Here is a 26,004-nt window from a genome sequence, read left to right on the forward strand (position 1 = left end):
ATTCGCTCGATGAAAGCATCACGTCTGGTCGTGGCCGCCACGGTGGTGGGCTCGCTGGCGGGCTCGCTGCTGCTGGGGGGTTGTGGGGGCAACCAGGGCGGCCCGGAGGTCCAGGACAGCGCCGGGGACGAGCGTACGATCAAGGCCTTCGACATCAACCCGCAGCCGCGGGACAAGGTCAAGGACGGCGGGACGCTGCGCTGGGGCATCAACGAGTTCCCCTCGCAGTGGAACAGGAACCACGTCGACGGCAACCTGGCCATGGCCGCCGTGGTCAGCAACGCGCTGCTGCCCTCGCCGTTCACGTCCAACGAGAAGGCGGAGATCTCGGTGGACCACGACTACGTGGTCGACGCCAAGGTGACCGACCAGCGGCCCAAGCAGGTGGTGACGTACACGCTGAACCCGAAGGCGAAATGGTCCGACGGGAAGCCGATCACCTGGGCCGACTACCAGGCGCAGTGGCGGGCGCTCAACGGGCGCGACTCGGCCTTCCGGATCGCCTCGTCCACGGGCTACCAGGACATCGAGAAGGTGGCGCGGGGCAAGGACGACCACGAGGTGGTGGTGACGTTCGCCAGGCCGTTCGGTGACTGGCAGGCGCTGTTCGGGCCGTTGCTGCCGGCCTCCACCAACCACGACGCCGGGGCGTTCAACACCGCCTGGCTGAACAAGATCCCGGTGACGGCGGGGCCGTTCAAGTTCGGCGGGTTCGACCAGACGGCGAAGACGATCACGCTGGTGCGGGACGACGCGTGGTGGGGCGACCGGGCCAAGCTGGACAAGATCATCTATCGGGCCTCCGAGCACGACGCGCTGATCAGCGCGTTCAGCAACGGGGAGCTCGACATCATCGACATCCAGCCGTCCGCGCCCGACTACGCGCGTGCCAAGGCCACCACGGGGGCCCAGGTGCGCGAGGCGGCCGGGCCCGACTTCCGGCACTTCACCTTCAACGGCTCCAGCGAGCTGCTCCGGGACCGCAGCGTGCGCCAGGCCATCCAGCTCGGCATCAACCGCCAGGCCATCGCCCAGTCGGACCTGCAGGGGCTGGACTGGCCGATCGCGCTGCTGAACAACCACTTCTTCATGAACACCCAGGAGGGTTACCAGGACAACGCCGGAGAGCTCGGCGCGTACAACCCGGGCAAGGCCCGGCAACTGCTGGACGCCGCCGGCTGGAAGCTGAGCGGGTCCGTCAGGCAGAAGAACGGCAAGCCCCTCGACCTGCGGTTCGTGGTGCCCTCCGGGGTGCAGATCAGCAAGTCGGAGGGGGAGCTGGCGCAGACCATGCTCGGCCAGATCGGGGTCAAGCTCACCATCAAGGCCGTGCCCAGCGACGACTTCTTCACCAAATACGTGATCCCCGGGAACTTCGACATCACGCCGTTCGCCTACATCGGGACGCCGTTCCCGGTCTCCAGCAGCTACGGCATCTACGCGAACGCGACCAACGGCCAGAACTGGAACGCGAACTTCGGGCGCACCGGATCGGCGGCCATCGACCAGGCCATGAGCCGGGCCGCGCAGAGCCTGGAGCCGGTGCGGGCCCGCTCGGCGACGAACGCGGCCGACAAGCTGATCTGGCAGGAGGTGAACGTGCTCCCGCTCTACCAGCGGCCGCAGATGGTGGCCGTGCGGCAGACGCTGGCGAACGTGGGGGCGCGGGGCTTCTACGACCTCCAGTACGAGGACATCGGCTTCACGGGCTGAAGTGTCGGCGGCCCGGTGTACTACTGGACGTATGACGACGAGGTTGACCTGGCCCCAGATCCTCTCCTGGCGCCTGCGCCGGCAGTTCGTGAGCGGGGCCGGCGCTGAGAACGCCGTGGCCGTCGCCCGGCGGTTGTGCGGCGTGCAGAGCCAGGTCGCCTCGTCGGCCCGGCTGGCGGTGGCGGTCAGGAGCGCCAGGCCCGATCCCGAGGAGATCGACAAGGCGCTGTGGAGCGAGCGCACGCTGGTCAAGACGTGGATCATGCGCGGCACCCTGCACCTGGTCCCCGCCGACCAGCTCGCCGACTACTGCGCGGCGCTGAGCACGCTGCGCTTCTGGGAGAAGGGCTCCTGGCAGCGCGGCCACGGCGTCACCGCCGATGAGATCGAGGCGATCATCGACGCGGTGCCCCGCGCGCTGGGCGAGCGGGCGCTGACCCGGGAAGAGCTGGTTGACGCCGTGGTGGAGGTGACCGGGGACGCCCATCTCCAGCAGGCGCTCACGTCCGGCTGGGGCGCCCTGCTCAAGCCGCTGAGCCGGCTGGGCGAGCTGTGCTACGGGCCGCCGCTCGACGGCCGGGTGGCCTTCACCGCCCCGCGCGCCTGGGTGCCCGGCTGGCCGGCCGGGTTGCCGCCGCACGAGGAGGCGGGGCCGCGCCTGGTCCGTGCCTTCCTGGGTGCGCACGGCCCGGCCACGCCGGAGATGTTCGACACCTGGCTGTTCGGCGGCGTGGCCAGGAAGGCCGTGCTGAAGGGCTGGTTCCGTGACCTGGCGCCGGAGCTGACGCAGGTCGAGACGGACGACGGCATGACGCTGACGGCGCTGACCGAGCACCTCGACGACGTCGCCGGCACCGAGCCGTCGGCCGAGGTGCACCTGCTGCCGGGCTTCGACCAGTTCGTCCTGGCCGCGCCCCGCGGGCTCGCCCCGCTGCTCCCGCCGGAGCTCAAGCCCAAGGTCAGCAGGCAGGCAGGGTGGATCTCCCCCGTGGTCGTCCACGAGGGGCGGGTCGCCGGAGTGTGGGAGGCCAAGGGCGGTGACATCACCCTCGACCTCGCCGCCCCGGTGCCGCAGGGCCCGCTCGACGAGGCGGTCGCGCGGATGCGCGCCCTGATCGCGGGCTAGCGGGTGCCTACGCCGAGGTGCCGGCCATCACGCGGTCGACGATGCCCTTGTTGCCCTCCTCGCGGGCGCAGTGGGCGCAGCAGTACCAGTGCTCGCCCGACTGCACCCCATGTCCGATGACCTTGGTGCCGCAGTGCTCGCAGATGGGCGCCATCGCCTCGATCGCGCACTGGAAGCAGTCGAAGGTGTGCACCGCTCCCTGCGCGTGCACCTCGAACGCCATGTCGTAGTCGTTACCGCAGGTCTCGCAGACAGCCATGGTGATCCCCTTTGCAGTCGATCCGCCGGGGGGATACCCGGTTCCTGGGTCTCTTTTCCCCAAGAAACCACCATATTCAGACCGCCTTCCTCCGTCGCGGGCGCTCGACGGCGAAGCGGGCCACCAGGGGCAGGCCCAGGAGCCCCAGCGCGCCCAGGGCGGCGGGCAGGCCGAGCCACCCGCTCAGCCCGGCCACGAGCAGCGGGCTCACCACGAACCCGGTGTAGGAGATGGTCGACACCCCCCACACCATCGTCCCGCTCGCGTCGTCGGCCGCGGCCCGGCTGAGCAGGGCGGGCACCAGCGGGCCGAGGGCCAGCCCGGTGACCGCGAACCCGGCCAGCGAGAGCGGCACGCCGCCGCCCAGCCCCGCCAGGGCGATCCCGGCGCCGCCGCCGAGGCCGGCCACCAGGTACAACGCCCTGAGCGGCGTCCGGGGCAGCGCCTGCACGATCAGCCGGCCGGCCGTCAGCGCCGCCATGTAGACCGAGGGCGCGGCGCTGGCGACCAGCGGGGTGGCGTCCCGGTGCTCCTCCAGCAGCAGCACCGACCACTGCTCGACCGAGTTCTCGATGACCAGGACGCAGGCGGCCAGCACCCCCAGCACCACCGCCGAACCCCACAGGCGCCGGCCGGCGCCGGCGGCAGGGGCGTCGGGCCGGCCGTGGCCCAGGGGCAGCGCCAGCAGGGTCAGCGACGTGGCGGCCACGATCAGCGCGACGATCAGGAGCACGGCGGCGACGTCGAGGCCGTACGAGCGGGCCAGGCCGGTGAGCGGCGCCGCCGCGATGACCACGACCGGGAAGGCGGCGTGCACGGGCTGGAAGAGGCGTCGGCCGCTCTCCCGCTCGGCGCGGCCGGTGGCCAGGTTCAGCGCGATGTCGAGGGCGCCGCTGGTGGCGCCGACCAGCAGCAGCGCCAGCGCGAGCTGCCAGGCGGAGGCGGCCAGCCCGATGGCGGCCACGCTGAGCGCGAACAGGCCCATCGTGACCATCAGCGCGGCGCGTTCCCGCCCGCGGGCCAGCCGACCCGCCAGCGCCATCGCGGGCAGCGCTCCCACCGGTACGGCGCTCAGGGCCAGCCCGAGATCCCCCGCCGACAGGCCGAGCTCCAGCTTGACGGCGGGAAGCAGGGCCGACCACGACCCCCAGAACACGGCCCACGCCGCACAGACCGCGATCAGCGGCATCTACCGGCCCCCTTCGGATTTCGGTCAGGCCATAGTAAGGATCTTCTTCCGGGCTCGGCCGCGCACATCCGGGCAGGGGGTGCGCGTCGAATCTCTTTCGCCGGAGTTGTCACAGAGGGCGGGCCGTCGCGGTCTATAGGGGCGTACGACGAATGTGTGCGCACTCGTACAAATGCATTGAGCGAGCCGGCCGGCCCGGATTAGGTTGGCGCGCATGGCGGGCGGCAAGCTCCCGCCGGCACGCCGCAGACCGGCGCGGCGCGGGATCTTGAGAAGGAGAACGGAACGCGCTTTCGGAAGGGGAGACCATGAAACGCGTCAGAGTCACGAAGTCGGCCGCCAAGCGGCGCACCCGGCTGAGCACGGAGCTGGACCTGCGGTCGCCGGCAGGTCGCAGACTTCCCTATTGACTTACTCCTTACACCAAACTTACGGGGGTATCTGTAGATAACATAGGTAACAGAAATATCACGGGGGGCTCACGATGAAGAGGCTTGTGGTGGTGCCACCACACGTTGCCAGGCACAAGATCCGCGACATCCGCTCGGCCGGGCACCGTAAGCCTCCCGCCGATCCCAAGGTGATCGACCTCCGCGCCTACACCGGCCGGAACATCATCCGCTTCCCCAGCGGCCCCACCCCCGCCGCCTGAGGTCAGCCGTACAGGCGCTTGGCGTACGACTCGCCGTAGTAGCTCTCGAGCTCCTCGAGACTCTCCTCCACCTTCTGCACGTCCTTGACCAGCCTCGCGTGCGACGGCAGGGCGTCGGACCCCCAGCTCTCCGGCTTCCACAGCGCCGAGCGCAGGAACGCCTTGGCGCAGTGGAAGAAGATCTGCTCGATCTCGACGACCAGCGCGAGGTGCGGGCGGTGGCCCTTGACGATCAGCTCGTCGAAGAACGGGGCCTCGCGGACGAGCCGGGCCCGGCCGTTGACGCGCAGGGTCTCGTTGCGCCCGGGGATCAGGAAGAGCAACCCCACGTGCGGATTTTTCAGGATATTGAGGAATCCGTCCGCCCGGCGGTTCCCCGGGCGGTCCGGGATCGCGATCGTCACGTCGTCGATCACGTGGACGAAGCCGGCCGGGTCGCCCTTGGGCGAGACGTCGCAGTTGCCCGCTTCGTCCGAGGTGGCGATCAGGCAGAAGGGCGAGGCCGCCAGCCACTCGAGGTCGCGCTCGTGCAGGCGCACCCGCTCCTTGGTCGCCGCCCTCGGCATGACCTCGCCGAGGAGCTCACGCAGCTCGGCCTCCGACTCGATCTCCGACCAGCTCATGCGATCTCCCTTCGGGGGTTTCACCCAATTTTGTCAGGAATCGGGGCCAACATCCGGTGGGGCGTCCGAAGGGCGAGACTCACCTGGTCCTGCCGCGTGTCTGTGCCGAGCCCCGGGCCGGGGCGGACCTCGACCTCCTCGATCGGGACGCTCCTGCCACAGGTGCAGCAGACCGACAGCGGGTCGAGCCGGGTGCCGCAGGGCACGTGGTGGAAGACGCGGCGGGGGCCGTTCGCGGCCAGGTGGCGGTCGCTCCACTGGCCCAGGGCCAGCACGGGCTGCCAGAGCTCGCGGCCGACGGGGGTCAGGAGGTATTCGTCGCGGGGCGGCGCGTCCTGGTAGCGGCGGCGCTCCAGCAGGCCCGCCTCGACGAGCGCGGCCAGCCGCTGGGACAGGACCGCCCTGGGGATGTCGAGGTGGGCCTGGAAGTCGCCGAAGCGGCGCACGCCGTACATGGCGTCGCGGATGACCAGCAGCGTCCACCGCTCACCGATCACTTCCAGGGCACTGGCCAGCGCGCAGTCCTGGCCGTCGTAGTTCTTGCCGAGCGCCATGGGACCCATGTTAGTTCATTCACCGAACCGTGCTAGCGTGCGCGGCATGAGTTCAATGACCGAACCGATGACGTCGCAGCACCGGGCGACGCTCGCCGTGGCGTCGTGGGCGCCGCTGCTCGTGCTCACCAACTTCACGCTGCCGATGGTGACGTTGCCGCAGACCGCGCGATCGCTGGGCGCGGGGCCGACCGGGCCGGTCTGGATCCTGGGCTCGATCGCGCTCGGGCTGTCCTCGATGTTGCTGGTCGCGGGCGGGCTGGCCGACGACTACGGGCGCCGGCGGGTGCTCGTCGCGGGCACGGGCGTGCTGGCCGCCGCCAGCGTGGTGGCCGCGGTGAGCCCGACCGTGCCGGTGTTCGTGCTGGCCCGGCTGGTGCAGGGCGCGGCGAGCGCGGCGATGCTGGCGGCGAGCCTGGGCATCGTGGGACATGCCTTCCCCACCGGGGCGGAGCGGGTGCGGGCCACCGGGCGGTACGGGGCCATGATCGGGCTGGGCACCGCGGTGGGGCCGCTGGTGTCCGGGCTGCCGGCCGCGGTGACGAGTTGGCGGGCTGCGTACTGGCTGATGGCGGCCGGCGCGCTGGTGCTGGCGATCATGTCGGCCCGGGTGCTGGAGGAGTCGCGCTCCGAGGTGCCGCGCAGGCTGGACGTGCCGGGGGTGGTGCTGCTCAGCCTGGGGGTGGCGGCGCTGGTCGCGGGGGTGACGGAGGGGCGCGCCGGGTGGGGCCGGCCGGTCGTGCTCGAGGCGTTCGCGCTGGCCGTGGTGCTGCTGGCGGCGTTCGTGGCGGTCGAGCTGCGGCGGCCGGAGCCGCTGCTGGACCTGGAGCTGTTCGGGCGGCCGGCGTTCCTGGTGGCGACCGGCGGGGCGCTGGTCGTGGGGGCGGCGGTGGTCGGGCTGCTCAGCTACCTGCCGACCGTGCTGCAGACGGCCCACGGGCTGGCGCCGCTGGACACGGCGCTGCTGTTCTGCGTCTGGTCGGGGCTGTCGTTCGTGGCGTCGCTGCTGACCCGGCACGTACGCCTCGGCACGGCCGCGCGGCTGGCCCTGGGCCTGGGGCTGAGCGCGGCCGGGTTCGCCGCGCTGCTGGGCGCGGGCTCCTCGCTGTCCCTGCCGCTGATCGCCGGCGGGCTGGCGGTGAGCGGGGTGGGATCGGGGCTGATCAACTCCTCGATCACGCACCTGGCGATCGAGAGCGTGCCGGCGCACCGGGTCGGCATGGGCTCGGGGGCGAACAACACCGCCAGGTACGTCGGCTCCTCGCTGGGCGCCGCCGGGATGGCGGCACTCGTGGGGGCCTTCGGCCTGGCCCAGGGCACGGCGGTCGCGGTGGCGGCCTGCGTCGTGCTCACGGGTGGCACGGCGCTGGCCGTGCTGGCCGTCCGGAAATGACCATGATGGAGTGGAGACCATGACCGAATCGCGGATGGCCGACCTCGACGGGCTGCGCATGCACTACCTGATCGACGGCGCGGGCCCGCTGCTCGTCCTGCTGCACGGATGGCCGCAGACCTCCCACTGCTGGCGGCACCTCATCCCCGCGCTGGCCGCGCACTTCACCGTGGTGGCACCCGACCTGCGCGGCTACGGCCACACCGACAAGCCGGCCACCGGCTACGACAAGCGCACGATGGCGGCCGACGTCCGCGCTCTGGCGCGCTCGCTCGGCCACGACCGGGTGCTGCTCGCCGGGCACGACCGGGGGGCCAGGGTCGCCCACCGGTACGCGCTCGACCACCCCGGCGAGGTGGACCGCCTGGTGGTCATGGACATCATCCCGACCAGGGAGATGTGGCGCAGGTACGACATGACGACCGGGCTGGCGGCCGGCACCTGGCACTGGACCTTCCACCTGCAGCCCGACCTGCCGGAGCGGCTCGCGGGCCAGGACGTGCGCGGCTACCTGGGCTACTTCTTCGACAAGTGGACGGTTCAGCGGTCGCGGCTGGAGGTCGACGAGTACGTGCGGGCCTTCGAGCGGCCGGGGGCGCTGCGGGCGGGGTTCGAGGACTACCGGGCCTCGTTCCCGTATGACGCCGAGCACGACGACGCCGACTGGGAGGCGGGCCGGCGGCTGGAGCTGCCGGTGCTCGCGCTGTGGGGCGCGGCCGGGCTGCCCAGCAGGGTGCCGGTGCTCGACATCTGGCGCGATTACGCACTTGACGTGCGGGGAGCCGAAATTCCCGACTGCGGGCATTTCCTGGCCGAGGAGCAGCCGGACGCCGTGCTCGCGCACCTGCGGGACTTCCTGCTGCCGAGGGACTGACCAGCCTTCGAGTGACTACCAGCGGCGGGCGTGCGCCATCACGCCGAGGAGCGCGTCGCGCTCCAGCCCGAACCTGCGCGGCTCCACGGCGTGCCGCTCCGCCCGCAGGTGCAGCAGGGTCAGCTCGGTCGCCGCCTGCTGGTAGTCGCTCATGGCGCGGCCGAGCCCCGCTCCCCTGGCCCACTTGCGGGCCGTCTTGCGGGTGGACAGCGTGGTCAGCATGCGGACGTCGGCGTCGGTGATCAGGCCGGTCTGCTGGTAGGCGGGCAGGTAGTAGGCCATCCGGGCGACGAGCTGGCGGCGCTCGACGACGGTCACCACGATGAGCAGGACCAGCGCGGCCATGATCACCAGGTAGGCGGCGCCCAGCCAGGTGAGCGAGCCCGTGGTGGCGGCGCCGTTCCAGAGGCCGTGCAGGAGGACCGCGCCCAGGTAGCCGAGCGGGATCGCGGCGAACCTGGCCGCCGTGCGGTGGGTCAGCGCGTACGCGACGCCGAGGCCGATCATGGAGGTGTAGATGGGATGGCCGAGCGGGTCGATCAGCCCGCGCACCACGAAGAGCTGGACCGCCGCGCCCGGGCCGTCCTCGCCGAACGCGAGCAGGTAGTAGCCCACGTTCTCCACGGCGGCGAAGCCGAGGCCGGCCATGGAGGCGTACACGATGCCGTCGGTCAGGCCGTCGATCTCCGCCCGCCGGCGCAGGAGCAGCAGCAGCGCCGAGCCCTTCAGCGCCTCCTCGACCACCGGCGCCAGCACCACGGCGCCGATGTCCTCGACGGCCGCGGAGGCGTAGCCCGCCCTGACGAACAGCTGCTGGCCGAGCAGCGTCAGGGCGATGCCGGCCACGATGGCCACCCCCGCGCCCCACGCGAAGGCGAAGGCGAGGTGCAGCTTCGGCTCGGGTTCGAGCCTGTCCAGCGAGAGGACGGCCGCGAGGAGCACCGGAAGGGGCGCCACGGCCAGCAGCGCGGACAGGCCGAACCCGACGGGACCGCCGGAGAACAGCATGATGGCCAGCACGATCAGGGCGAGGACGCCGGAGACGACCAGTCCGACCAGCAGAGCCTTGCTGGGGCGCGGGGCGAGCAACGGAGCAGTCATTTGGTGCCTCTCTTCCCGTTGGCTTCGCCCACTATGCGCGCCGCGCATCTACATGCGCTTAACGGTCACTTGATTCGCGATAATACGGATCAGCCACGACGGACTCACCGTTCGTGTACGAATACACCTCCCGGCCGGAAATGAACACCCGTAGCGCCCGGCTCATGACGTCCAGCGGGTCGCCGGACCAGATGACCACGTCACCGTCCAGCCCCGGCCGCAACGCGCCCACCCGGTCGTCCAGGCCCATGATGCGGGCCGGGTTCACGGTGATCGAGCGCAGCGCGGCGGCCGGGTCCATGCCCTCCTTGACCGCCAGCGTGGCCTGGTGCACGAGGAAGTTGATGGGCACCACGGGGTGGTCGGTGGTGATCGCCAGCTCGACCCCGGCCCGGTCGAGGATGCCCGGGTTGCGCAGGGAACGCTGGCGCAGCTCGACCTTCGACCGGGTGGTGAACAGCGGGCCGATGATGACGGGAACGTTCCGCTCGGCCAGGGCGTCGGCCAGCAGGTGCCCCTCGGTGCCGTGGTTGATCACCAGGCGGTAGCCGAACTCGCCGGCCAGCCGGAGCGCGGTGGAGATGTCGTCGGCCCGGTGGGTGTGCTGGCACCACGGCAGCTCGCCGTCCAGCACGCGGACCAGGACCTCCAGCGTGCCGTCACGGTCGAACGGCTTGCCCTCGTCCTCGGCGGCGGCCCTCCTGGCCCGGTAGTCCTGGGCCTTCATGAACGCGTCGCGGATCACCGCCGCCACGCCCTGGCGGGTGGACGGCAGCTTCTTCTGGTCGCCGTACACCCGCTTGGGGTTCTCACCGAGCGCGCTCTTGACGCTCACCGGCTCCTTGATCAGCATCTCGTCCACGGACCTGCCCCAGCACTTGATCGCGACCGTCTGGCCGCCGATCGGGTTCCCGGAGCCGGGTTTGATCACCGCGGTCGTCACCCCGCCGGACAGCGCGTCGCCGAAGGCCAGGTCGGCCGGGTTGATGGCGTCGAGAGCGCGCAGGCGGGCGCCGTTGGGGTCGGTCATCTCGTTGGTGTCCTGGCCGGCCCAGCCCTCGGCCTCCTCGTGCACGCCGAGGTGACCGTGGGCCTCCACGAAACCGGGCAGCACCCAGCCGCCCGCGGCGTCCACGACGGGGATCCCCTCGGGTACGGCCACGTCCCGGCCGACCGCGGTGATCTTCCCGTCCTGGATGAGTACGGTTCCGCCGTCGATGGGGTCGCCGTCGACCGGCACGACATATCCACTGGTAATGGCAAGATTCATGACTTGTAACCTACCGGCGAGTGGGTAGTGGGCCTGGATGATCGCGAACCTGTACAGACGATGGCTGCTCGAGATGTGGAACGGCGACTTCGACCTGGCGCACGAGCTGGTCACCCCCGGCTTCACCGGGCACTGGCCCGGCATGGACGTGTCCGGGCCCGACGGGCTGATCGAGGCGCTCCGGCAGGGGCACGCGCCGTTCGCCGACGTCAAGGTGACCCTGGACGTCGGGCCGATCGTGGACGGCGACCTGGTGTCGGCGCGGTGGACGTTCGGCGGGACGTACCGGGGCGGCATCCCCGGCGCGGAGACGGCCGAGGGCACCAGGATCGCCTTCAGCGGGCACGACATCCTGCGGGCCGAGGACGGCAGGTTCGCCGAATACTGGGTGATCTCGGACGCTCAGACGTTCAACCGAGAGCTCGGTATAGGGTGATATTTCCGGATCCGGGCTAAGGGTGATGCATGACGGTGAACTCCGGGGCCGGAGCGGGCCCCGAACCCCGGCCGCTCGGGGACGTGGAGCTGTCGGAGCTGCTGTCCAGGCAGCGGTTCGGCGCGCTGGCGACGAACAAGGGCGACGGCCACCCGTACCTGTCCACCGTCCTGTACGCCTGGGATCCGGAGCAGCGCGTGGTGCGGATCTCGACCCTCGCCGATCTGCCCAAGGTGCGTCAGCTGCACAAGGATCCCCGTGGCGCGCTCTACGTGGCCAGCGACGACTTCTGGTCCTACGCCGTGGCCGAGGGCAAGGCGGAGCTGTCGCCGGTGAGCGCCGAGCCGGGTGACGAGGTGGGCAGGGAGCTGCTGGCCATGCGCCCGTCGTTCGCCGAGCCCGCCGACACGGAGGCGTTCCTGCGGCAGGTGGTGGCCGACCGGCGACTGGTGATCAGGCTGAGGGTGTCGCGGCTGTACGGGACGCTGCTGCCCGCCGGATAGCGCGGCGCCGGTTGTAGGCCACGGTCGAGATCACGACCAGGACGAGGGCCAGGTTGATGCCCGCCGACCAGCGCATGGCCAGGACATGCCGCCCGCCCTCGGCGACGGCGAAGAAGACCGCGCCGATCACGGCCACGCCGCCCGCACCCGCGAACTGCTGGGCCGTGCTCAGGATGCCGGAGCCGATCCCGGCCTGGTGCGGCGCGACCTCGACCAGCGCCGCGCCGATGAGCTGCGGCAGGACCAGGCCGTTGCCCGCGCCGACGAGGATCAGCGCGGCCACGACGTACGGCAGGCCCAGCCCGGCCCCGGCCACCATCAGGCCCAGGCCGAGCGCCGTGACGGTGCCGCCGATCATGACGACGATCAGGCCGTACCTCCTGACCAGCCGTGTACCCAGCAGCGAGGTGATCGAGAACATCACGCCCATCGGCGCGAACACCAGCCCGGCCTGGAAGGCCGTGAGACCGCGCCCGGCCTGCAGCAGCAGCGTCAGCGTGAACATGAACGAGGCGAAGTACGCCATGAACGCCACGATCGAGCCGATCCCGGCCTGGTACGAGTGCACCTTGAGCAGCGCCAGGTCCAGCACCGGCTGCCCGCCGCGCGCCCCGAGCACCCGCTGCCGGCGCCAGGTGAGTGCGAACACCGGGACGCTCGCCGCCATGCAGGCCCAGGTCCAGACCGGCCAGCCCAGGCTGTTGCCCAGGCCGAGCGGCACCAGCACCAGCGCCAGCGCGGCGGCCAGGCCGGTGGCGCCCGGCAGGTCGAGCCTGGCCCGGCGGCCGGTCTCGACCTCCGGCAGCAGCCACCCGGCCAGCGGCACGACGACCAGGCCGACGGGCAGGTTGATGAGGAAGATGACCCGCCAGCCGAGCCCGAGCACGTCGGCGGTCAGCAGCAGCCCGCCGAGCACCTGGCCGGCGATCGAGCCCAGGCCGCCGGTGGCGCCGTACCAGCCGAGGGCGCGCCCCCGCTCCTCCGGCGGGAACGCTGCCGAGATCGTGGCCAGCACCTGCGGCACCATGACGGCGCCCGCCAGGCCCTGGAGCAGGCGGGCGGCGACGAGCTGGGCCGGGGTCGCGGCGATCCCGCACAGCAGCGACGCGACCGTGAACGCGGCCACGCCCCAGACGAACATCCGCCGGTAGCCGTAGCGGTCGCCCAGCCGGCCGCCGGTGATCATGCCGGCCGCGTACGTGAAGGCGTAGCCGCCCACGATCAGCTCCAGGGCGGCGGGTCCGGCCCGCAGGTCGTGCTCGATGGAGGGCGCGGCCACGTTGACCACGAAGAAGTCGAACTGGGCCATGAACCACGCCGAAAGGAGAACGGCCAGCGTTCCACCGACTTTCACGACGAACAGGCTAGAACCACCCGACCGTCCGGGCCTCGGCCGGGCCCTTGCAACCACGCCCGGATCCCCGGCGCCGCGAACCCGGAGCTCCTGAGTACGGGCCGCGTGTCGAATGCTCATCCCTGCGGCATCGCGCGGCTACTCTGCTCTCAACTTCAGGTCATGCGATCTTGTCATTGTCGAGTCGTTTGTCTCTCCCCAGCAGAGGAGACCCATGTTCAGACGACTCGTCGTCATCATCGCGACCTCCCTCACCCTCCTCGCCGAACCCGCTCTCCTCTCCTCCCCCGCCCACGCCGCGACCGTCATCAACGTCGCCCACAGAGGCGCCTCCGCCTACGCCCCCGAGAACACGATCGCCGCCTTCGAGCTGGCCGGCGCGCAGGGCGCCGACATGTTCGAGCTCGACGTCCAGGAGACCAAGGACCACGAGCTGGTCCTGATGCACGACACGACGCTGGCCCGCACCACCGACGTCGAGCGGGTCTTCCCCGGCTTGTCCCCCTGGAACGTCGGCGACCTCACGCTCGCCCAGATCCGCGAGCTGGACGCCGGCTCATGGCTGTCCGGCGAGTACGACGACGAGCCCGTGCCCACCCTTGGCGAGGCGCTGCGCGCGATGAGCGGCTCCGGCATGGGCCTGCTCATGGAGGTCAAGGCCCCGAACCTCTACCCGGGGATCGAGGCCCGCATCGCCGCCGAGCTGCGCCGCCATTCCGCCTGGCTCGCGCCGGGGCGGCTGGTGGTGCAGTCGTTCGACTGGGGGTCGATGCGGGATTTCGACGAGTTGCTGCCCGACGTGCCGATCGGGTTGCTCGGCACGCCCTCGACAGGTGAGCTGCCCGGGCTGGCGGCCTTCGCCGACCAGATCAACCCGCCGTACACCACGCTCACGGCCGCGTACGTGCGGCGGGTGCACTCCCTCGGCATGGACGTCCTGGCCTGGACCGTCGACAACCCGGACACCATGCGCCGCATGATCACCTACCGGGTGGACGGCATCATCACCAACAAGCCCGACGTCCTACGCGACGTGATCGACGCCTGAGCTCCGTGCCGCCGGCACGGCCAGCCGGATCCGGTTGGCCGTGCCGGTCTTGCGCATCAGGCTCGCCACGTACGTCTTCACCGTCGAAACCCCCAGGTGGAGGCGCTCGGCGATCTCCCAGCTGAACAGCGCCACGGCCACCATCGCCTTGATCGGCACCCCCACGCCGGTCCCGATCGCGTCGCCCACGACGAGCAGATCCCGCATCCGCCATCGGACCAGTTCGCGCCCATCACGTGGATCGATCAGCCAGGCCGCCGAACCGCTGCCCAACAGCACACCGTCACCGAACGGCGCCGGTCGTACCGTGGCCATGCGCTGCGGCGTCCGCCACAGAAGCCGCCCGTCCGCCAGGTCGAAGGCCGCCATAGGCGTATAACCGCGCCAACCGCCGACGACGACCGTGCTTCCACTGGCCACGACATGCCCGGTGAACCCCCGCAATCCGGCGCGCCACCGCACAGCCCCCGTCACGAGATCGAGGCAGGACAGCTGAGCTTCGTCCTGAGGGAGAACCAGGCAACAGTCGCCGGCGACCACGACGGCCGACGGCCAGGTCCCCACCGGACGGTCCCAGCGGACCGAGCCGTCGTGACGGTTCAGGCAGACCAGCCGCGTGAGGCGCTCATGCACCACGACCCGGCCTACCGTCGCTGCCGCTCTCGACGCCATACCCGGCTGATGAAGCCGCCGCTCCCACAAGGTCTGCCGATCATCACGGCATTTCACCAGGGAGGCAGTGGCATCACCAGCGGTTGACGGGCCGGGCGGGGAATCAGGGCCGTCCCCGATTCCCCGCCCGGCCACATCGAACTGCCGGCTACTGGATGATCAGCTGCAACCGCTGGTCGAGCCGCAACCCTCGCAGACGTAGCAGCTACCGGCCGGACGCATCTTCGTGCCGCACGTCATGCAGAGCGGCGCGTCCGCGGTGAAGCGCTGGTGGCTCTCCAGCGTCAGCTCCTGGGGCGCCTGCTCGGCCTTCGGCTGGGCCGCGGCGGACTCGATGGGGGCCGACTGCGCCAGCGCCTCACGGTCGACCGTCTCCTGCAGGGCCGCCGGGTCCTCGCCGCGCTGCTGCGCCGCCCGCTCGGCCGCCGAGAAGATGCCCAGCGCCGCCCGCTCGTCGTAGGGCAGGTGGTCCAGGGCCAGGCGGCGGAAGATGTAGTCCATCACCGACGTGGCCATCCGGATGTCCGGGTCGTCCGTCATCCCGGCCGGCTCGAACCGCATGTTGACGAACTTGCTCATGTACGTCTCCAGCGGCACGCCGTACTGGAGCCCGATGGAGATCGCCACCGAGAAGGCGTCCATGACGCCCGCCAGCGTCGAGCCCTGCTTGGACATCTTGAGGAAGACCTCGCCGAGCCCGTCGTCAGGGTAGGACGAGGCGGTCATGTAGCCCTTGGCACCGCCCACCGTGAAGCGGGTGGTCATGCTCGGCCGCTGGTTGGGCATGCGCCGCCGGGTCGGCCGGTTGACCTCGATGACCTTGACCTCGGGCTCCTTGACCTCCTTGGCCTCCTGCTTCTTGGAGCCGTCGCCGGCCGACAGCGGCTGGCCGACCTTGCAGTTGTCGCGGTAGACGGCCAGGGCCTTCAGGCCGAGCTTCCAGCCCTCCAGGTAGACCTGCTCGATGTCGTCGATCGTGGCCGACTCGGGCAGGTTGACCGTCTTGGAGATGGCACCGGACAGGAACGGCTGGGTGGCGGCCATCATGCGCACGTGGCCCATCGGCGCGATCGCCCGCTCGCCCATGGCGCAGTCGAACACCTCGTAGTGCTCCTGGCGCAGGCCGGGGGCGTCGACGACGTGGCTGTGCTCGGCGATGTACTCGACGATGGCCTCGATCTGCTCCTGCTGGTAGCCGAGCTGCCTGAGCGCCCGCGGGATCGTCTGGTTGACGATCTGCATGGACCCACCGCCGACGAGCTTCTTGAACTTGACCAGCGCGAGGTCCGGCTCGATGCCGGTCGTGTCGCAGTCCATCATGAGGCCGATCGTCCCGGTGGGGGCGAGGAGGCTGGCCTGGGCGTTGCGGTAGCCGTTCTTCTCGCCCAGCTTCAGGCACTCCGACCACTGACGCGACGCCTCGGCGTGGATCTTCGCGTCCATGGAGCCGATCGTGCGCAGGTCGTCGTTGGCCGCGGCGTGCTTGCGCATGACCCGCTTGTGCGGCTCGGCGTTGCGGGCATACCCGTCGTACGCCCCCACGACCCCGGCCAGCTCGGCACTGCGCCGGTAGGACACACCGGTCATCAGCGACGTGATCGCTCCGGCCACCGCCCGGCCGCCGTCGGAGTCGTAGGCGTGGCCCGTCGCCATGAGCAGCGCGCCCAGGTTGGCGTAGCCGATGCCGAGCTGCCGGTACGCCCGCGTCGTCTCGCCGATCTTCTCCGTCGGGAAGTCGGCGAACGTGATCGAGATGTCCATCGCGGTGATGATCAGCTCGGTCAGCTTGACGAAGTCGGCGACGTTGAAGGTGTTGTCGTCCTTCAGGAACTTCAGCAGGTTGATGCTGGCCAGGTTGCAGGAGGAGTTGTCCAGGTGGACGTATTCGCTGCACGGGTTGCTGGCGGTGATCCGGCCCGTCTCCGGGGTGGTGTGCCAGTCGTTGATCGTGTCGTCGTACTGGACGCCGGGGTCGGCGCACTCCCAGGCCGCCTTGGCCATCTTGCGGAACAGGTCCTTGGCGTCGACCTTCTCGATGACCTCGCCGGTCAGGCGCGCCCGCAGGCCGAAGTCGCCGCCCTTCTCCACCGCGCGCATGAACTCGTCGGAGACGCGTACGGAGTTGTTGGCGTTCTGGTACTGGACGGAGACGATGTCTTTGCCGCCCAGGTCCATGTCGAACCCGGCGTCCCGCAGCGCGCGGATCTTGTCCTCCTCGCGCGCCTTGGTCTCGATGAACTCCTCGATGTCGGGGTGATCGACGTCGAGCACGACCATCTTGGCCGCCCGGCGCGTCGCGCCACCCGACTTGATCGTCCCCGCGGACGCGTCGGCGCCGCGCATGAACGACACCGGCCCGCTGGCCGTGCCACCGCTGCTGAGCAACTCCTTGGAAGAGCGGATCCGGGACAGGTTCACCCCCGAACCCGAGCCACCCTTGAAGATCACACCCTCTTCCTTGTACCACTCCAGGATCGACTCCATCTGGTCGTCCACGGAGAGGATGAAGCAAGCGCTCACCTGCTGCGGCGACTGGGTGCCCACGTTGAACCAGACCGGCGAGTTGAACGCGAACACCTGGTGCGCCAGCGCGTGCTTCAGCTCGTGGTCGAAGATCTCGGCGTCCTCGTCACTGGCGAAGTAGCCGTGCTCGAGCCCCGTCTTGGTGTAGACGCCGACGACTCTGTCGATCAGCTGCTTCAGGCTCCACTCGCGCTGCGGGGTGCCCACGGCCCCGCGGAAGTATTTGGTCGTCACGATGTTGGCCGCGTTGACCGACCAGAACTCGGGGAACTCGACGCCCCGCTGCTCAAAGTTGATCGACCCGTCGCGCCAGTTCGTCATGACGACGTCGCGGCGCTCCCACTGGATCTCGTCATACGGGTGCACACCGGGCTTAGTGAAGATCCGCTTCATCTTCAGTCCCTTACGCGGACGCTTTCCCCCACGCGCGACTGAACCGCTGGCCGTCTCCGTCATGACTCCCCCTTCTCCGCCTTCAACTGTTTGATCTCGGCCTCGAAGTCCGCCAGGCTCTCGAAACCGCGATATACCGATGCGAACCGCAGGTAGGCCACCTCGTCGAGCTCCCGCAGCGGGCCGAGGATGGCCAGACCCACCTCGTTGGAGGGAAGCTCGGCCGCGCCCTTCGCCCTGATGGCCTCCTCCACCCGCTGCCCGAGCTGCGCCAGCGAATCCTCGCTGACCGGCCTGCCCTGGCACGCCCGCCGCACGCCCGCGACGACCTTGTCCCGCGAGAACGGCTCCGTCACTCCGCTGCGCTTGCTCACCATGAGCAGTACGGTCTCCTGCGTGGTGAACCTGCGCCCGCACTCGGGACAGGTGCGCCGACGCCTGATGGCCGCGCCGTCGTCCGTGGAGCGGCTGTCGATGACCCTGGTGTCAGGGTGGCGACAGAACGGACAGTGCACGCTTTCGCCTCCAAGACCTGCGGCCACCACACGCGCCAGAACCGTCCGCACGGGACGCTCGCGCACACTCCACGGCTATCCATGGAGCGGTCACGGAAACACAAGGTGTGGTGAACTACATCGGTGTAACTACTAGATGTTGTGGTCCAACCGTAGAAGCGCGCGACCATGAACGCAAGTTGAGCGACCCCATCCTGCTGAAGTCGCTGATCAGCCCCGCCGTCCCCACCGGACCCGGGCGTGTCGCCGGTCAGGCGTGATCTTCCCGCAGGTGAGGGCGTCACATGGGTTGTGCTGGGCCTCGCTCGTGAACAAACCTCACAACGGTACCCGAGGACTCATCCACCGCCTGCCACCCCTCCAGGCACCCGCCTTTCGAGGCCCCCTGAGAGCGCCGTACGCATCCCTCCCAAACCCGCACGCACCCCCATATCTGGCCGACTCCGCCCCGAACTCGCCCAAATACGGCCTTCGGGAGCCCCTCACCCCACGCGGTCTCAGTACGAGGAGTCCGGAGTCCTGCCACGGAACCCCAGGAACCCTCCCATCCGGAGGAACGTACTGGCGGTCGCCGGCGGGCAGACATCAGGAACTCCTGGGGCGCAGACACCCCCGGAGCCCTTGACGCCTTGCCACGCTTTCCTGCCGGGCACCACCTATGGGCCGGGACGACTGCGAGCCGCCGGTTCATGGGCCGGGGCGACTGCGAGCCGCCGGTTCATGGGCCGGCGCGACTGCGAGCCGCCTGTTCGACGATCAACGTAAGGCGGCAGTGTCCCCCGGGACGTAGAGACGGGTGCCCGGCCGGATGAGAGAGTCGGACAGGCCGTTCAGCCGCTTGATCTCCGCCACCAGGGCGCCCGGGTCATTCCCCTCGGAGAGCGCATCGGCGATCTTCCACAGCGTGTCGCCCTTGTGAACCTCGACCCACGGCAGCCCGGCCTGACCCGCCACCACGACCTGCACCTCCGCATGCCCGGCCGCCCGTGTGCCGAGCCAGAACCCGCCGAGGGCCAGCAACGCCATGACGATCACCAGCACGACACGCCCACGCCGGGTGAGCCGCACGGGCGTACGATCCCGCCGCGCAGGCGCAGGACCTCGCCGTGCAGGCGTATGACTCGGCCGGGCCGGAGCATGACCTCGCCAGGCAAGCGCATGTCCCTGCCGCCCGGGAGCAAGACCCCGCCGAGCAGAAGCGGAACCCCGCTGCGCGGACGCGGAATCTCGCTGCGCGGACGCGGAATCTCGCTGCGCGGACGCGAGACCTCGCTGCACGGAAACAGCATCTCGCCGCACAGAAGCAGTCCCCTGCTGCCCGGACGCGGGACCACGCTGCACAGACGCGGGACCTGGCTGCACGGATGACGCGGAAGCGGCAGCAGCGCCCCGCCACCCGGGAATGACCCGCCGCAGCCGGGCCGGCGACCGCCTCGCAGCAGCACCGGACAAGCGCCTCACGGCACCCGCAAGTCGTCCCGGCACACCGGGTCGCCGCCGCCCCTCCCCGCGCCCACGCGCAAAGCGCGCACTCGCGAGGCGCCCCTTCCTCGTACGGACAGCTCCTACGCGCAGTCCACCCCGTCGCACCTCACCCCCGCGCGCCCCATCACCCGGCACCGCATCGCCCTGCAGCCCAACACTGCGCCTCGCATCGCCCAGGAGCCCATCACCGCGTACGGCATCACCGCGCACAGCCTCCAGACGCGGGCCGTCCCCATACGCCTCTCCGCCACGCGCCCTCGCGCCACGCGACCCATCACCGCGCAACCTCGCGCTCCGCGCCTTCGCCGCGCGTGTCCTCTTTCCGAGCGCGCCCCCTTCATCGGGGCCACCACCACGTGGTCGCCCTCCCCGCGCAGGAGCTCTGCGCGGGCCGCCCGCGCTCATCTCCCCTCCTTGAGCCCCCTCGCCAGGCGGCGTCGCACCCCGTGCCGGCGCCCGGCGCGTTCTCCTCCCGCCTTTGCCACCTTCGCGCTCCCCGCGCTCTCGGTAAGCCTCGCGACCCTCGTAGGCCTCGCGACCCTCGTAGGCCTCGCGACCCTCGCCACCCCTTCCGCCTCGTCCCCCACCCGCCGAACCGCCATCCCCCTGTGCCCTACCGCCCGGCGCACTGTTCCCGGCGCCGGGCCTTCGGCTCGCCACTGTGTCGTCGCCTCCACCCGGCACTCCGGGCCCGCGACCACCCCGCGAGCCGGCCCTCGCCGGTGGGACGGTGTCGTCCGTGTCGCCGCCCTCGCGGGGCGGGGGGACGAGGCGCAAATGGGATCTTCCCCCACTACTCGAACGGGGCCCCAACCTCTTGCCGGAATTCCCCCGGACACCGGCCGCCGCACGCGTATTGTCTCCCCGTCGATCCCCACTCCGCGTGGCATCGGCGATCAGTGTGAGCTGGTTGACGTCTTCGCTGGTCGTGTCCGTATTTGTGGGCGTTCGCATGGTTGACCTCCTGCCGTGTGGCCTGAGGAAAGGCCAAATAAAGATCAGCAAATCGAACACGGTGTCGATCGAACTCCCGTACGATGTTGTACACCACACCGGCGACAATTTCGAGGAAGACTCGAACAATTGTTTGAAGATGATCTTCAACAGCGATAGCGTCGCTGTGTGCGACATCAAGACCACGGACCGGGAGGTTCGCCGGTGAGGCGGGCCGCCAGGCGAGGAGGAAGAGCATGACCGAGCGGGATGACGCAAACGGGGTCAGCGACCTCGCGGTGCGCCGGCGAGACTCCCTGGGCCTGACGCCCAGGCAGCGCAAGATCCTCGAAGTGATCCGCGACTCGGTACAACAGCGCGGATATCCGCCCTCCATGCGCGAGATCGGTGAGGCGGTGCAGCTGACCAGCACGTCCAGCGTGTCGCACCAGCTCACGGCCCTGCAGCGCAAGGGCTACCTGCGGCGCGACCCGCACCGGCCACGCGCGCTCGAGGTTCGCCTTCCGGGCGAGCCCGTGCTGTGGGTCGATCCCGACGCCACCGACGACGAGCCGACGATCAACCGGCCGACGGCCGCCTACGTCCCGCTCGTGGGCCGTATCGCAGCCGGTGGCCCGATTCTGGCCGAGGAGAGCGTCGAGGACGTCTTCGCCCTGCCGAAGCAGCTCGTCGGCGAGGGCACGCTGTTCCTCCTCCAGGTCGCCGGTGACTCCATGATCGAGGCCGCCATCGCCGACGGTGACTGGGTGGTCGTGCGCCAGCAGCCCGTGGCCGAGAGCGGCGACATCGTGGCCGCCATGATCGAGGGCGAGGCGACGGTCAAGACGTTCAAGCGCAAGGACGGCCACGTCTGGCTCGTCCCCCACAACCCCAACTACGAGCCCATCCCGGGCGACGAGGCCAGCGTCCTGGGCAAGGTCGTAGCGGTCCTGCGCCGGTTGTAGGCGGCCGGCCGACCGGGTAGCTGGCCGACCGGGTAGGTGGCCGACCGGTTGCAGGAAGCCGGAGGTAGTAGGGGCTCGGGGCCGGGCGCGCGTCCAACCGCCGTGCCGCGCACTGGCGCGCGCCGGAGCATGCACCCACGGGGTACGTACGACCCCGGGGGTGCTGACTGCTGTCCCTAGGGGTTGGAGCATTCCCTGAGGGTTCCGGCACCCGAAGGCCCCAGGCCGTAGCAGGTCACTCCAGTACGAAGCTCGCGCTCCCCCGGAACCCGCTGGACCCGTCGTCCCGCTCCACCCACACCTGCCCCGCCCGATGCCGCACGAAATACCCGGGGTAGTTCGCCGACTCCAGCGACACCGTCCCCGCCCCGGCCAGCCCACTCCTCCGTACGAAGCTCGCGTCCGCGTCGAACAGCCCCGACCCGTCGCGCTGCTGCACCCAAGCCTCGAAGTTCCGATGCCGCAGGAAATACCCCGGGAAGTTGGCCGACTCCAAGGACACCGTCCCCGTCCCGGACAACCCGGCCACGAGCCGGAACTGCGAGTCCGCCAGCGGCGTGACGTCGGCCTCCAGCCGGGCCCGGTAGTCCCAGTGCCGCACGGCCGCCCCCGGCGTGTCGTACGACATCAGCCGCACCGGCGTGACCCCGTCCGGCACCGGGATGCCGAAGTCGGGAGTGCCGTCGGCCCGCCAGTACACCTTCTGCACGCGTGTCCGCCGGTTCGGGTCGTTCAGCGGGTCGCCGGAGATGTCCCGGTAGTTACGGTCGTGGTAGACGAGGATGTCGCTCTGCCCGTCCTCCGAGGTGGTGAACGAGTTGTGCCCGGGGCCGTACTGGCTGGTGGCGGCGTTGCCGGCGAAGACCGGGTTCGGGCTCTTGGTCCACGATGACGCCTGGAGCGGGTCGGCCGAGGCGGACGCGGTCAGCAGGCCGAGGCAGTAGTTCGCGTCGGTGGCGCTGGCCGAGTACGCCAGGAAGAGCCGCCCGTTGCGCTGCAGCACCGAGGGCCCTTCGGCGACCTTGTACCCGCGCGTCTCCCAGGCCAGCGTCGGCACCGTCAGCCGGGTCGTCGCGCCGGTGATCGTCCACGGGCTGGCGCCCATCCGGGCGATGTACAGGTTGGAGTTGGTCGAGATGCCCGGCTCCTGCTGCGCCCAGAGCAGGTAGCGCACGCCGTTCGCGACGAACGTGGTGGCGTCCAGGGAGAAGGTGTCCCAGGGGGTGGTGATCCGGCCGCGCTCGGTCCAGGTGCCGGTCAGCGGGTTGGCGGCGGCGCTCTCCAGCACGTACATGCGGATGCGCCACACGTCGTCGGTCCGACCCGCCGCGAAGTAGACGTACCACTTGCCGTTGATGAAGTGGATCTCCGGCGCCCAGATGTGCGCGCCCATCTCGCCGGTCGAGTGCTTGCGCCAGATGACGCTCTCGGGCGCGGTGGCCAGGCCCTGGATGGTGGTGGCGCGGCGCAGCACGATGCGGTCGTACTCGGGGGCGGTCGCGGTGAAGTAGTAGTAGCCGTCGGTGTGGCGGAAGATGTGCGGGTCGGCGCGCTGCGCGGCCAGCGGGTTGGTGTACTGCACCGCCGGCGAGGCGTGCGCCGCGCCCGGCGACAGGAGATTGGCGGTCACGGCGAGCAGCGTAGCCAGGACGGCGAGGACCGCCGTCCGGCGGAGGGGGCGTGCGAGCATGGGCGTCCTTCCAGTACGCGGACAAGACCTTCCGGCTGGTACGCGGGCAAGACCTTCCGGCACGCGGCCCGGCACTCAGGCCGGCGGCGAGACGACCGGGCACAAGGCGTCGGAGGCGAACACCGGCCCCGGCTCCCGCAGGTCCGGCACCGCCCTCCGAACGCGGCGCCTCTCAGGACGGCGGCGGCCGGCAGCGCCGCACAGGCCCTCAGAGCGCTCGAACGACGTGCACGCAACCAGCGGCCCTCCGAGATGTTAGCGCTAACATCCCACCGTCCAGAGATGGGCCGGTGAGAGCATTCGCGGGCATTCGTATCCCGGCCCGGGACCGCCCGTCAATCCCCGCCCGGCGGAGTTGCAGCCGATGTGCAGTGGCAGGCCGGCAAGCCCCGTACAGGCCGAGGCAGGGTCAGCGGGCCTCGTACAACTCGTGCGCCGCCGTGATCGCCTGGCCGGCGAAGTCCAGCACGTCACGCCTGCGCTCGAACGGCGAGCCGTAGAGCGAGCGGCGCGGCGTGCCGAAGTGGTCGCCCAGCCCCGAGACCGCGCTCGCCAGCGTCGGCAGGGCGGCGTCCTCCTCGCGCAGCCGCAGCGCCTCGTTCACCACCCGGTGCCAGCGCTCGGGGAACACCTCCAGCGCGTACCGCCCCGCCCCCGTCTTGGAGGTGATGTCGCCGGTCGCCAGCGTGTAGTGCAGCCGGGCGACCCCGGTGACCACCCACACGACGCCGTAGCCGCCCAGGCAGTTCAGCCACCACGGGGAGGGCGGGTGCGAGGCGCGGGTGACCAGCCGGCGCCAGTAGCCGTCGAGGTTGCCGTCCGTCCAGGCGGCCAGGGCGCCGGGATCGTTCCAGATCTTCAGCTCTTCCGGCTTGGGCCCGCGGCAGGTCAGCCCGTGGCAGGCCAGCGTGTGCCAGGTGACCGGGTTGACCTGGCCCCGCCGGTTGAGCCGGCCCGCGTGCGCCTGGGGGCGTTCGCCCAGTTCGGCGGGGTCGTGGCCGAGATCGTCCCAGGTGAGATAGACGCCGTCGAACGGGTGGACCCCGAGTCTGGTGTGGATCCGCTCCAGCACCCCGGCCGGTGGCGGCTCGGCCGTCACGGCCACGAAGTCGACGTCGCTCGTGCCGGGCCGGTAGTCGCCCAAAGCCGCGGAGCCTTCCAGATAGAGCCCCTCCACCAGGCCGGGAGCCTCCGCGTCGGCCAGAGTCAGGTACGTGTCGACGATCGCATCGATCTTCGGGTGGGGCGTCATGGCCGCCCAGCCTGCCACAATCCGCGCTGCCGCCTCATCACATTCAAGAATCCTAGAATGGCGGAGTGAATGACGCATATCCCCCTTTAGACCTTAAGTCCACACATGATGGTCTGAAATGGGCGGCGGTCGAGCCGGGAGTGATCCCCGCCTGGGTGGCCGACATGGACCTGCCCACGGCGCCCGAGGTGGCCGACGCCCTGCGACGGCGGGCCGGCGGTGACCTCGGCTACCCGGCCTGGCTGCTGGACCCGAGCAGCGGCCCGCTGGCCGAGGCGTTCGCCGAGCGCATGTCCGGCAAGTACGGCTGGCAGGCCGACCCCGGGCTGGTGCGCTCGTTCAACGACCTCAACCAGGCCCTGCAGGTGCTCCTCCAGGTCTGGACCAGTCCGGGCGACGGGGTCGCCGTGCACGTACCGGCCTATCACCCGTTCCTGACCACGCTGAGCACCATGGAGCGCCCGCTCCACCCCATCCAGCTGGAGCCGGACGGCGACACCTGGCGCTTCGAGGTGCCCGACCTGTCGGCCTGCCGCGTACTCCTCCTGGTGAACCCGCACAACCCGACCGGCCGCGTGTTCACCCGCGCGGAGCTGACCGAGCTGGCCGAGCACGCCGAACGCCACGACCTGCTGGTCATCGCCGACGAGATCCACTCCGACCTGGTCTACGAGCCGCACCGGCACATCCCGTTCGCCACGATCCTGCCGGAACGCACGGTCACGCTCACGTCCGCGACGAAGGCGTTCAACCTGGGCGGCATCCGCTGCTCGGTCGCCCACCTCGGCCACCCGGGCGTCCGCAAGGCCCTGGAGGACCAACCCCCGTTCGTGTACGGCTCCGCGAACGTGTTCGGCGTCGAGGCCACGGTGGCGGCGTGGCGGTACGGCGATGCCTGGCTCGCCGAGACCCTGACCCTGCTCGACCGCCACCGGCGCACGATCGCCGACCGCCTGCCCGGCGCGTTCCGGTACCGGGTCCCGGAGGCCACCTACCTGGCCTGGCTGGGGGTGGGCCGGGCGGGGATGGCGGAGGTGCTCGAACGCGAGGCCCGGGTCCGGCTGAGCGACGGGGCGGCCTTCGGGCCCGGCGGTGAGCACTACGTCCGGCTCAACTTCGCCACCACGGAGGCCATCCTCACCGAGATCCTCGACCGCCTCATCGGCGCCTCCGGCTGAGGGGGCGCGTCGGGTTCTCCCTCACCCACCGCACCTCGGCAGAGGTCCTTGAAGGGAGGGAAAAGGGGCCCGCAGCGGCGGCCGGGATGGGGCACGCCCTCGGAAGCAGGCCCCCGCGACCGCCGGGCGGCGGGGAGGGACGGCGGGAGGGACGGCGGGGAGGGACGGCGGGGAGGGACGGCGGGGAGGGACGGCGGGGAGGGACGGCGGGGAGGGACGGCGGGGAGCCCCAGCGGCCGCCGGGAAGGGCCGCATCCCTCGGCAACAGGCCCACAGCAACCGCCGGCGGCGGGGAGAAGCTGC

At 70.7% G+C, this 26,004-nt stretch carries 24 protein-coding genes; 11 read left to right on the forward strand and 13 right to left on the reverse strand.

What is annotated here, in order from left to right:
• The first annotated feature begins 9 nt into the window (after window positions 1–9).
• Together AB0J69_RS05300 and AB0J69_RS05305 are read left to right on the forward strand one after the other, a co-directional pair.
• Window positions 10–1,713, forward strand: coding sequence for an ABC transporter family substrate-binding protein (locus AB0J69_RS05300; protein WP_364113083.1), 1,704 nt, complete (start codon window positions 10–12; stop codon window positions 1,711–1,713).
• A gap of 31 nt (window positions 1,714–1,744) precedes the next feature.
• On the forward strand, window positions 1,745–2,839 hold the full coding sequence (locus AB0J69_RS05305) for a winged helix DNA-binding domain-containing protein (RefSeq protein ID WP_364113085.1): 1,095 nt from the start codon (window positions 1,745–1,747) through the stop codon (window positions 2,837–2,839).
• 7 nt (window positions 2,840–2,846) lie between these two features.
• Here AB0J69_RS05305 and AB0J69_RS05310 read toward each other — a convergent pair whose 3' ends face one another.
• Complete coding sequence (locus AB0J69_RS05310; protein ID WP_357867527.1) at window positions 2,847–3,098, reverse strand: hypothetical protein; 252 nt, start codon at window positions 3,096–3,098, stop codon at window positions 2,847–2,849.
• 76 nt (window positions 3,099–3,174) lie between these two features.
• Window positions 3,175–4,287, reverse strand: a complete 1,113-nt coding sequence (locus tag AB0J69_RS05315; protein ID WP_364113087.1) for an MFS transporter — start codon at window positions 4,285–4,287, stop codon at window positions 3,175–3,177.
• Window positions 4,288–4,771: 484 nt separating this feature from the next.
• Here AB0J69_RS05315 and AB0J69_RS05320 point away from each other — a divergent pair, with 484 nt between their 5' ends.
• A complete protein-coding gene (locus tag AB0J69_RS05320; protein ID WP_364113089.1) occupies window positions 4,772–4,939 on the forward strand; it encodes a hypothetical protein in 168 nt (55 codons plus the stop codon).
• 2 nt (window positions 4,940–4,941) lie between these two features.
• On the opposite strand, the gene AB0J69_RS05325 is transcribed toward AB0J69_RS05320, so the two are convergent.
• Window positions 4,942–5,562 carry a pyridoxamine 5'-phosphate oxidase family protein gene (locus AB0J69_RS05325; RefSeq protein ID WP_364113091.1) on the reverse strand — a complete coding sequence of 207 codons (621 nt, stop codon included), beginning with the start codon at window positions 5,560–5,562 and terminating at the stop codon, window positions 4,942–4,944.
• Window positions 5,563–5,582: 20 nt separating this feature from the next.
• Entirely contained in the window at window positions 5,583–6,116 is a 534-nt protein-coding gene (locus tag AB0J69_RS05330; protein ID WP_364113093.1) for a helix-turn-helix domain-containing protein, read from the reverse strand.
• Between the two features lie 46 nt (window positions 6,117–6,162).
• Between AB0J69_RS05330 and AB0J69_RS05335 the strand changes: the two genes are divergently transcribed.
• Both AB0J69_RS05335 and AB0J69_RS05340 read left to right on the forward strand, forming a co-directional pair.
• Window positions 6,163–7,509, forward strand: a complete 1,347-nt coding sequence (locus AB0J69_RS05335; protein ID WP_364113095.1) for an MFS transporter — start codon at window positions 6,163–6,165, stop codon at window positions 7,507–7,509.
• A gap of 19 nt (window positions 7,510–7,528) precedes the next feature.
• Window positions 7,529–8,383: an alpha/beta hydrolase gene (locus AB0J69_RS05340; RefSeq protein ID WP_364113097.1), complete on the forward strand. Its 855-nt coding sequence runs from the start codon at window positions 7,529–7,531 to the stop codon at window positions 8,381–8,383.
• 15 nt (window positions 8,384–8,398) lie between these two features.
• Here the strand turns inward: AB0J69_RS05340 and AB0J69_RS05345 are convergent, their stop codons facing one another.
• Window positions 8,399–9,484, reverse strand: a complete 1,086-nt coding sequence (locus AB0J69_RS05345) for a PrsW family intramembrane metalloprotease (protein ID WP_364113099.1) — start codon at window positions 9,482–9,484, stop codon at window positions 8,399–8,401.
• Between the two features lie 58 nt (window positions 9,485–9,542).
• On the reverse strand, window positions 9,543–10,754 hold the full coding sequence (locus tag AB0J69_RS05350) for an amidohydrolase (protein ID WP_364113101.1): 1,212 nt from the start codon (window positions 10,752–10,754) through the stop codon (window positions 9,543–9,545).
• A 37-nt stretch (window positions 10,755–10,791) separates the two neighbouring features.
• Between AB0J69_RS05350 and AB0J69_RS05355 the strand changes: the two genes are divergently transcribed.
• Window positions 10,792–11,190 carry an ester cyclase gene (locus AB0J69_RS05355; protein ID WP_364113103.1) on the forward strand — a complete coding sequence of 133 codons (399 nt, stop codon included), beginning with the start codon at window positions 10,792–10,794 and terminating at the stop codon, window positions 11,188–11,190.
• Window positions 11,191–11,219: 29 nt separating this feature from the next.
• Window positions 11,220–11,693 (forward strand): TIGR03618 family F420-dependent PPOX class oxidoreductase, encoded by a 474-nt coding sequence (locus AB0J69_RS05360; RefSeq protein WP_364113105.1) that lies wholly within the window; start codon window positions 11,220–11,222, stop codon window positions 11,691–11,693.
• On the opposite strand, the gene AB0J69_RS05365 is transcribed toward AB0J69_RS05360, so the two are convergent.
• The gene (locus AB0J69_RS05365) at window positions 11,644–13,047 is read right to left on the reverse strand and encodes an MFS transporter (protein ID WP_364113107.1); all 1,404 of its coding nucleotides are present in this window, start codon (window positions 13,045–13,047) and stop codon (window positions 11,644–11,646) included. The two genes, AB0J69_RS05360 and AB0J69_RS05365, sit on opposite strands and share 50 nt — an antisense overlap.
• Window positions 13,048–13,261: 214 nt before the next feature.
• Here AB0J69_RS05365 and AB0J69_RS05370 point away from each other — a divergent pair, with 214 nt between their 5' ends.
• Entirely contained in the window at window positions 13,262–14,095 is an 834-nt protein-coding gene (locus AB0J69_RS05370) for a glycerophosphodiester phosphodiesterase family protein (RefSeq protein ID WP_364113109.1), read from the forward strand.
• On the opposite strand, the gene AB0J69_RS05375 is transcribed toward AB0J69_RS05370, so the two are convergent.
• The 4 genes from AB0J69_RS05375 to AB0J69_RS05390 all read right to left on the reverse strand — a co-directional run bounded on the left by AB0J69_RS05375 (window position 14,072) and on the right by AB0J69_RS05390 (window position 19,266).
• Window positions 14,072–14,902: a PQQ-binding-like beta-propeller repeat protein gene (locus AB0J69_RS05375; protein ID WP_364113111.1), complete on the reverse strand. Its 831-nt coding sequence runs from the start codon at window positions 14,900–14,902 to the stop codon at window positions 14,072–14,074. The genes AB0J69_RS05370 and AB0J69_RS05375 overlap by 24 nt on opposite strands.
• Window positions 14,903–14,926: 24 nt before the next feature.
• Complete coding sequence (locus tag AB0J69_RS05380; protein WP_364113113.1) at window positions 14,927–17,746, reverse strand: vitamin B12-dependent ribonucleotide reductase; 2,820 nt, start codon at window positions 17,744–17,746, stop codon at window positions 14,927–14,929.
• Window positions 17,743–18,198, reverse strand: a complete 456-nt coding sequence (gene nrdR, locus AB0J69_RS05385) for a transcriptional regulator NrdR (RefSeq protein WP_364113115.1) — start codon at window positions 18,196–18,198, stop codon at window positions 17,743–17,745. The genes AB0J69_RS05380 and nrdR overlap by 4 nt, the downstream gene beginning before the upstream one ends.
• 756 nt (window positions 18,199–18,954) lie before the next feature.
• Entirely contained in the window at window positions 18,955–19,266 is a 312-nt protein-coding gene (locus tag AB0J69_RS05390) for a LysM peptidoglycan-binding domain-containing protein (protein WP_364113117.1), read from the reverse strand.
• Window positions 19,267–20,566: 1,300 nt separating this feature from the next.
• Between AB0J69_RS05390 and AB0J69_RS05395 the strand changes: the two genes are divergently transcribed.
• Both AB0J69_RS05395 and lexA read left to right on the forward strand, forming a co-directional pair.
• Window positions 20,567–20,845 (forward strand): hypothetical protein, encoded by a 279-nt coding sequence (locus AB0J69_RS05395; protein ID WP_364113119.1) that lies wholly within the window; start codon window positions 20,567–20,569, stop codon window positions 20,843–20,845.
• Between the two features lie 28 nt (window positions 20,846–20,873).
• The gene (gene lexA, locus AB0J69_RS05400; protein WP_364113121.1) at window positions 20,874–21,581 is read left to right on the forward strand and encodes a transcriptional repressor LexA; all 708 of its coding nucleotides are present in this window, start codon (window positions 20,874–20,876) and stop codon (window positions 21,579–21,581) included.
• A gap of 235 nt (window positions 21,582–21,816) precedes the next feature.
• Here lexA and AB0J69_RS05405 read toward each other — a convergent pair whose 3' ends face one another.
• Both AB0J69_RS05405 and AB0J69_RS05410 read right to left on the reverse strand, forming a co-directional pair.
• On the reverse strand, window positions 21,817–23,271 hold the full coding sequence (locus AB0J69_RS05405; RefSeq protein WP_364113123.1) for a family 43 glycosylhydrolase: 1,455 nt from the start codon (window positions 23,269–23,271) through the stop codon (window positions 21,817–21,819).
• 409 nt (window positions 23,272–23,680) lie between these two features.
• Entirely contained in the window at window positions 23,681–24,523 is an 843-nt protein-coding gene (locus AB0J69_RS05410) for an aminoglycoside adenylyltransferase domain-containing protein (protein ID WP_364113125.1), read from the reverse strand.
• 164 nt (window positions 24,524–24,687) lie between these two features.
• Between AB0J69_RS05410 and AB0J69_RS05415 the strand changes: the two genes are divergently transcribed.
• Complete coding sequence (locus AB0J69_RS05415; protein WP_364113127.1) at window positions 24,688–25,701, forward strand: aminotransferase class I/II-fold pyridoxal phosphate-dependent enzyme; 1,014 nt, start codon at window positions 24,688–24,690, stop codon at window positions 25,699–25,701.
• Window positions 25,702–26,004: the final 303 nt, after the last annotated feature.

Source organism: Nonomuraea sp. NPDC049709 (assembly GCF_040674815.1).
In the GTDB taxonomy this organism is placed as follows: Bacteria; Actinomycetota; Actinomycetes; order Streptosporangiales; family Streptosporangiaceae; genus Nonomuraea.

What these genes read in the sequence shown, in the direction of transcription:
- AB0J69_RS05335 (WP_364113095.1), top strand. Translation starts at nt 6,163, where the DNA reads ATGAGTTCAATGACCGAACCGATGACGTCGCAGCACCGGGCGACGCTC.
- AB0J69_RS05330 (WP_364113093.1), bottom strand. Translation starts at nt 6,116, where the DNA reads ATGGCGCTCGGCAAGAACTACGACGGCCAGGACTGCGCGCTGGCCAGT.
- AB0J69_RS05410 (WP_364113125.1), bottom strand. Translation starts at nt 24,523, where the DNA reads ATGACGCCCCACCCGAAGATCGATGCGATCGTCGACACGTACCTGACT.
- AB0J69_RS05355 (WP_364113103.1), top strand. Translation starts at nt 10,792, where the DNA reads ATGATCGCGAACCTGTACAGACGATGGCTGCTCGAGATGTGGAACGGC.
- AB0J69_RS05405 (WP_364113123.1), bottom strand. Translation starts at nt 23,271, where the DNA reads ATGCTCGCACGCCCCCTCCGCCGGACGGCGGTCCTCGCCGTCCTGGCT.
- AB0J69_RS05350 (WP_364113101.1), bottom strand. Translation starts at nt 10,754, where the DNA reads ATGAATCTTGCCATTACCAGTGGATATGTCGTGCCGGTCGACGGCGAC.
- AB0J69_RS05415 (WP_364113127.1), top strand. Translation starts at nt 24,688, where the DNA reads ATGGACCTGCCCACGGCGCCCGAGGTGGCCGACGCCCTGCGACGGCGG.
- lexA (WP_364113121.1), top strand. Translation starts at nt 20,874, where the DNA reads ATGACCGAGCGGGATGACGCAAACGGGGTCAGCGACCTCGCGGTGCGC.
- AB0J69_RS05340 (WP_364113097.1), top strand. Translation starts at nt 7,529, where the DNA reads ATGACCGAATCGCGGATGGCCGACCTCGACGGGCTGCGCATGCACTAC.
- AB0J69_RS05315 (WP_364113087.1), bottom strand. Translation starts at nt 4,287, where the DNA reads ATGCCGCTGATCGCGGTCTGTGCGGCGTGGGCCGTGTTCTGGGGGTCG.
- AB0J69_RS05345 (WP_364113099.1), bottom strand. Translation starts at nt 9,484, where the DNA reads ATGACTGCTCCGTTGCTCGCCCCGCGCCCCAGCAAGGCTCTGCTGGTC.
- AB0J69_RS05370 (WP_364113109.1), top strand. Translation starts at nt 13,262, where the DNA reads ATGTTCAGACGACTCGTCGTCATCATCGCGACCTCCCTCACCCTCCTC.
- AB0J69_RS05325 (WP_364113091.1), bottom strand. Translation starts at nt 5,562, where the DNA reads ATGAGCTGGTCGGAGATCGAGTCGGAGGCCGAGCTGCGTGAGCTCCTC.
- AB0J69_RS05380 (WP_364113113.1), bottom strand. Translation starts at nt 17,746, where the DNA reads ATGACGGAGACGGCCAGCGGTTCAGTCGCGCGTGGGGGAAAGCGTCCG.
- AB0J69_RS05360 (WP_364113105.1), top strand. Translation starts at nt 11,220, where the DNA reads ATGACGGTGAACTCCGGGGCCGGAGCGGGCCCCGAACCCCGGCCGCTC.
- AB0J69_RS05300 (WP_364113083.1), top strand. Translation starts at nt 10, where the DNA reads ATGAAAGCATCACGTCTGGTCGTGGCCGCCACGGTGGTGGGCTCGCTG.
- AB0J69_RS05310 (WP_357867527.1), bottom strand. Translation starts at nt 3,098, where the DNA reads ATGGCTGTCTGCGAGACCTGCGGTAACGACTACGACATGGCGTTCGAG.
- AB0J69_RS05320 (WP_364113089.1), top strand. Translation starts at nt 4,772, where the DNA reads ATGAAGAGGCTTGTGGTGGTGCCACCACACGTTGCCAGGCACAAGATC.
- AB0J69_RS05305 (WP_364113085.1), top strand. Translation starts at nt 1,745, where the DNA reads ATGACGACGAGGTTGACCTGGCCCCAGATCCTCTCCTGGCGCCTGCGC.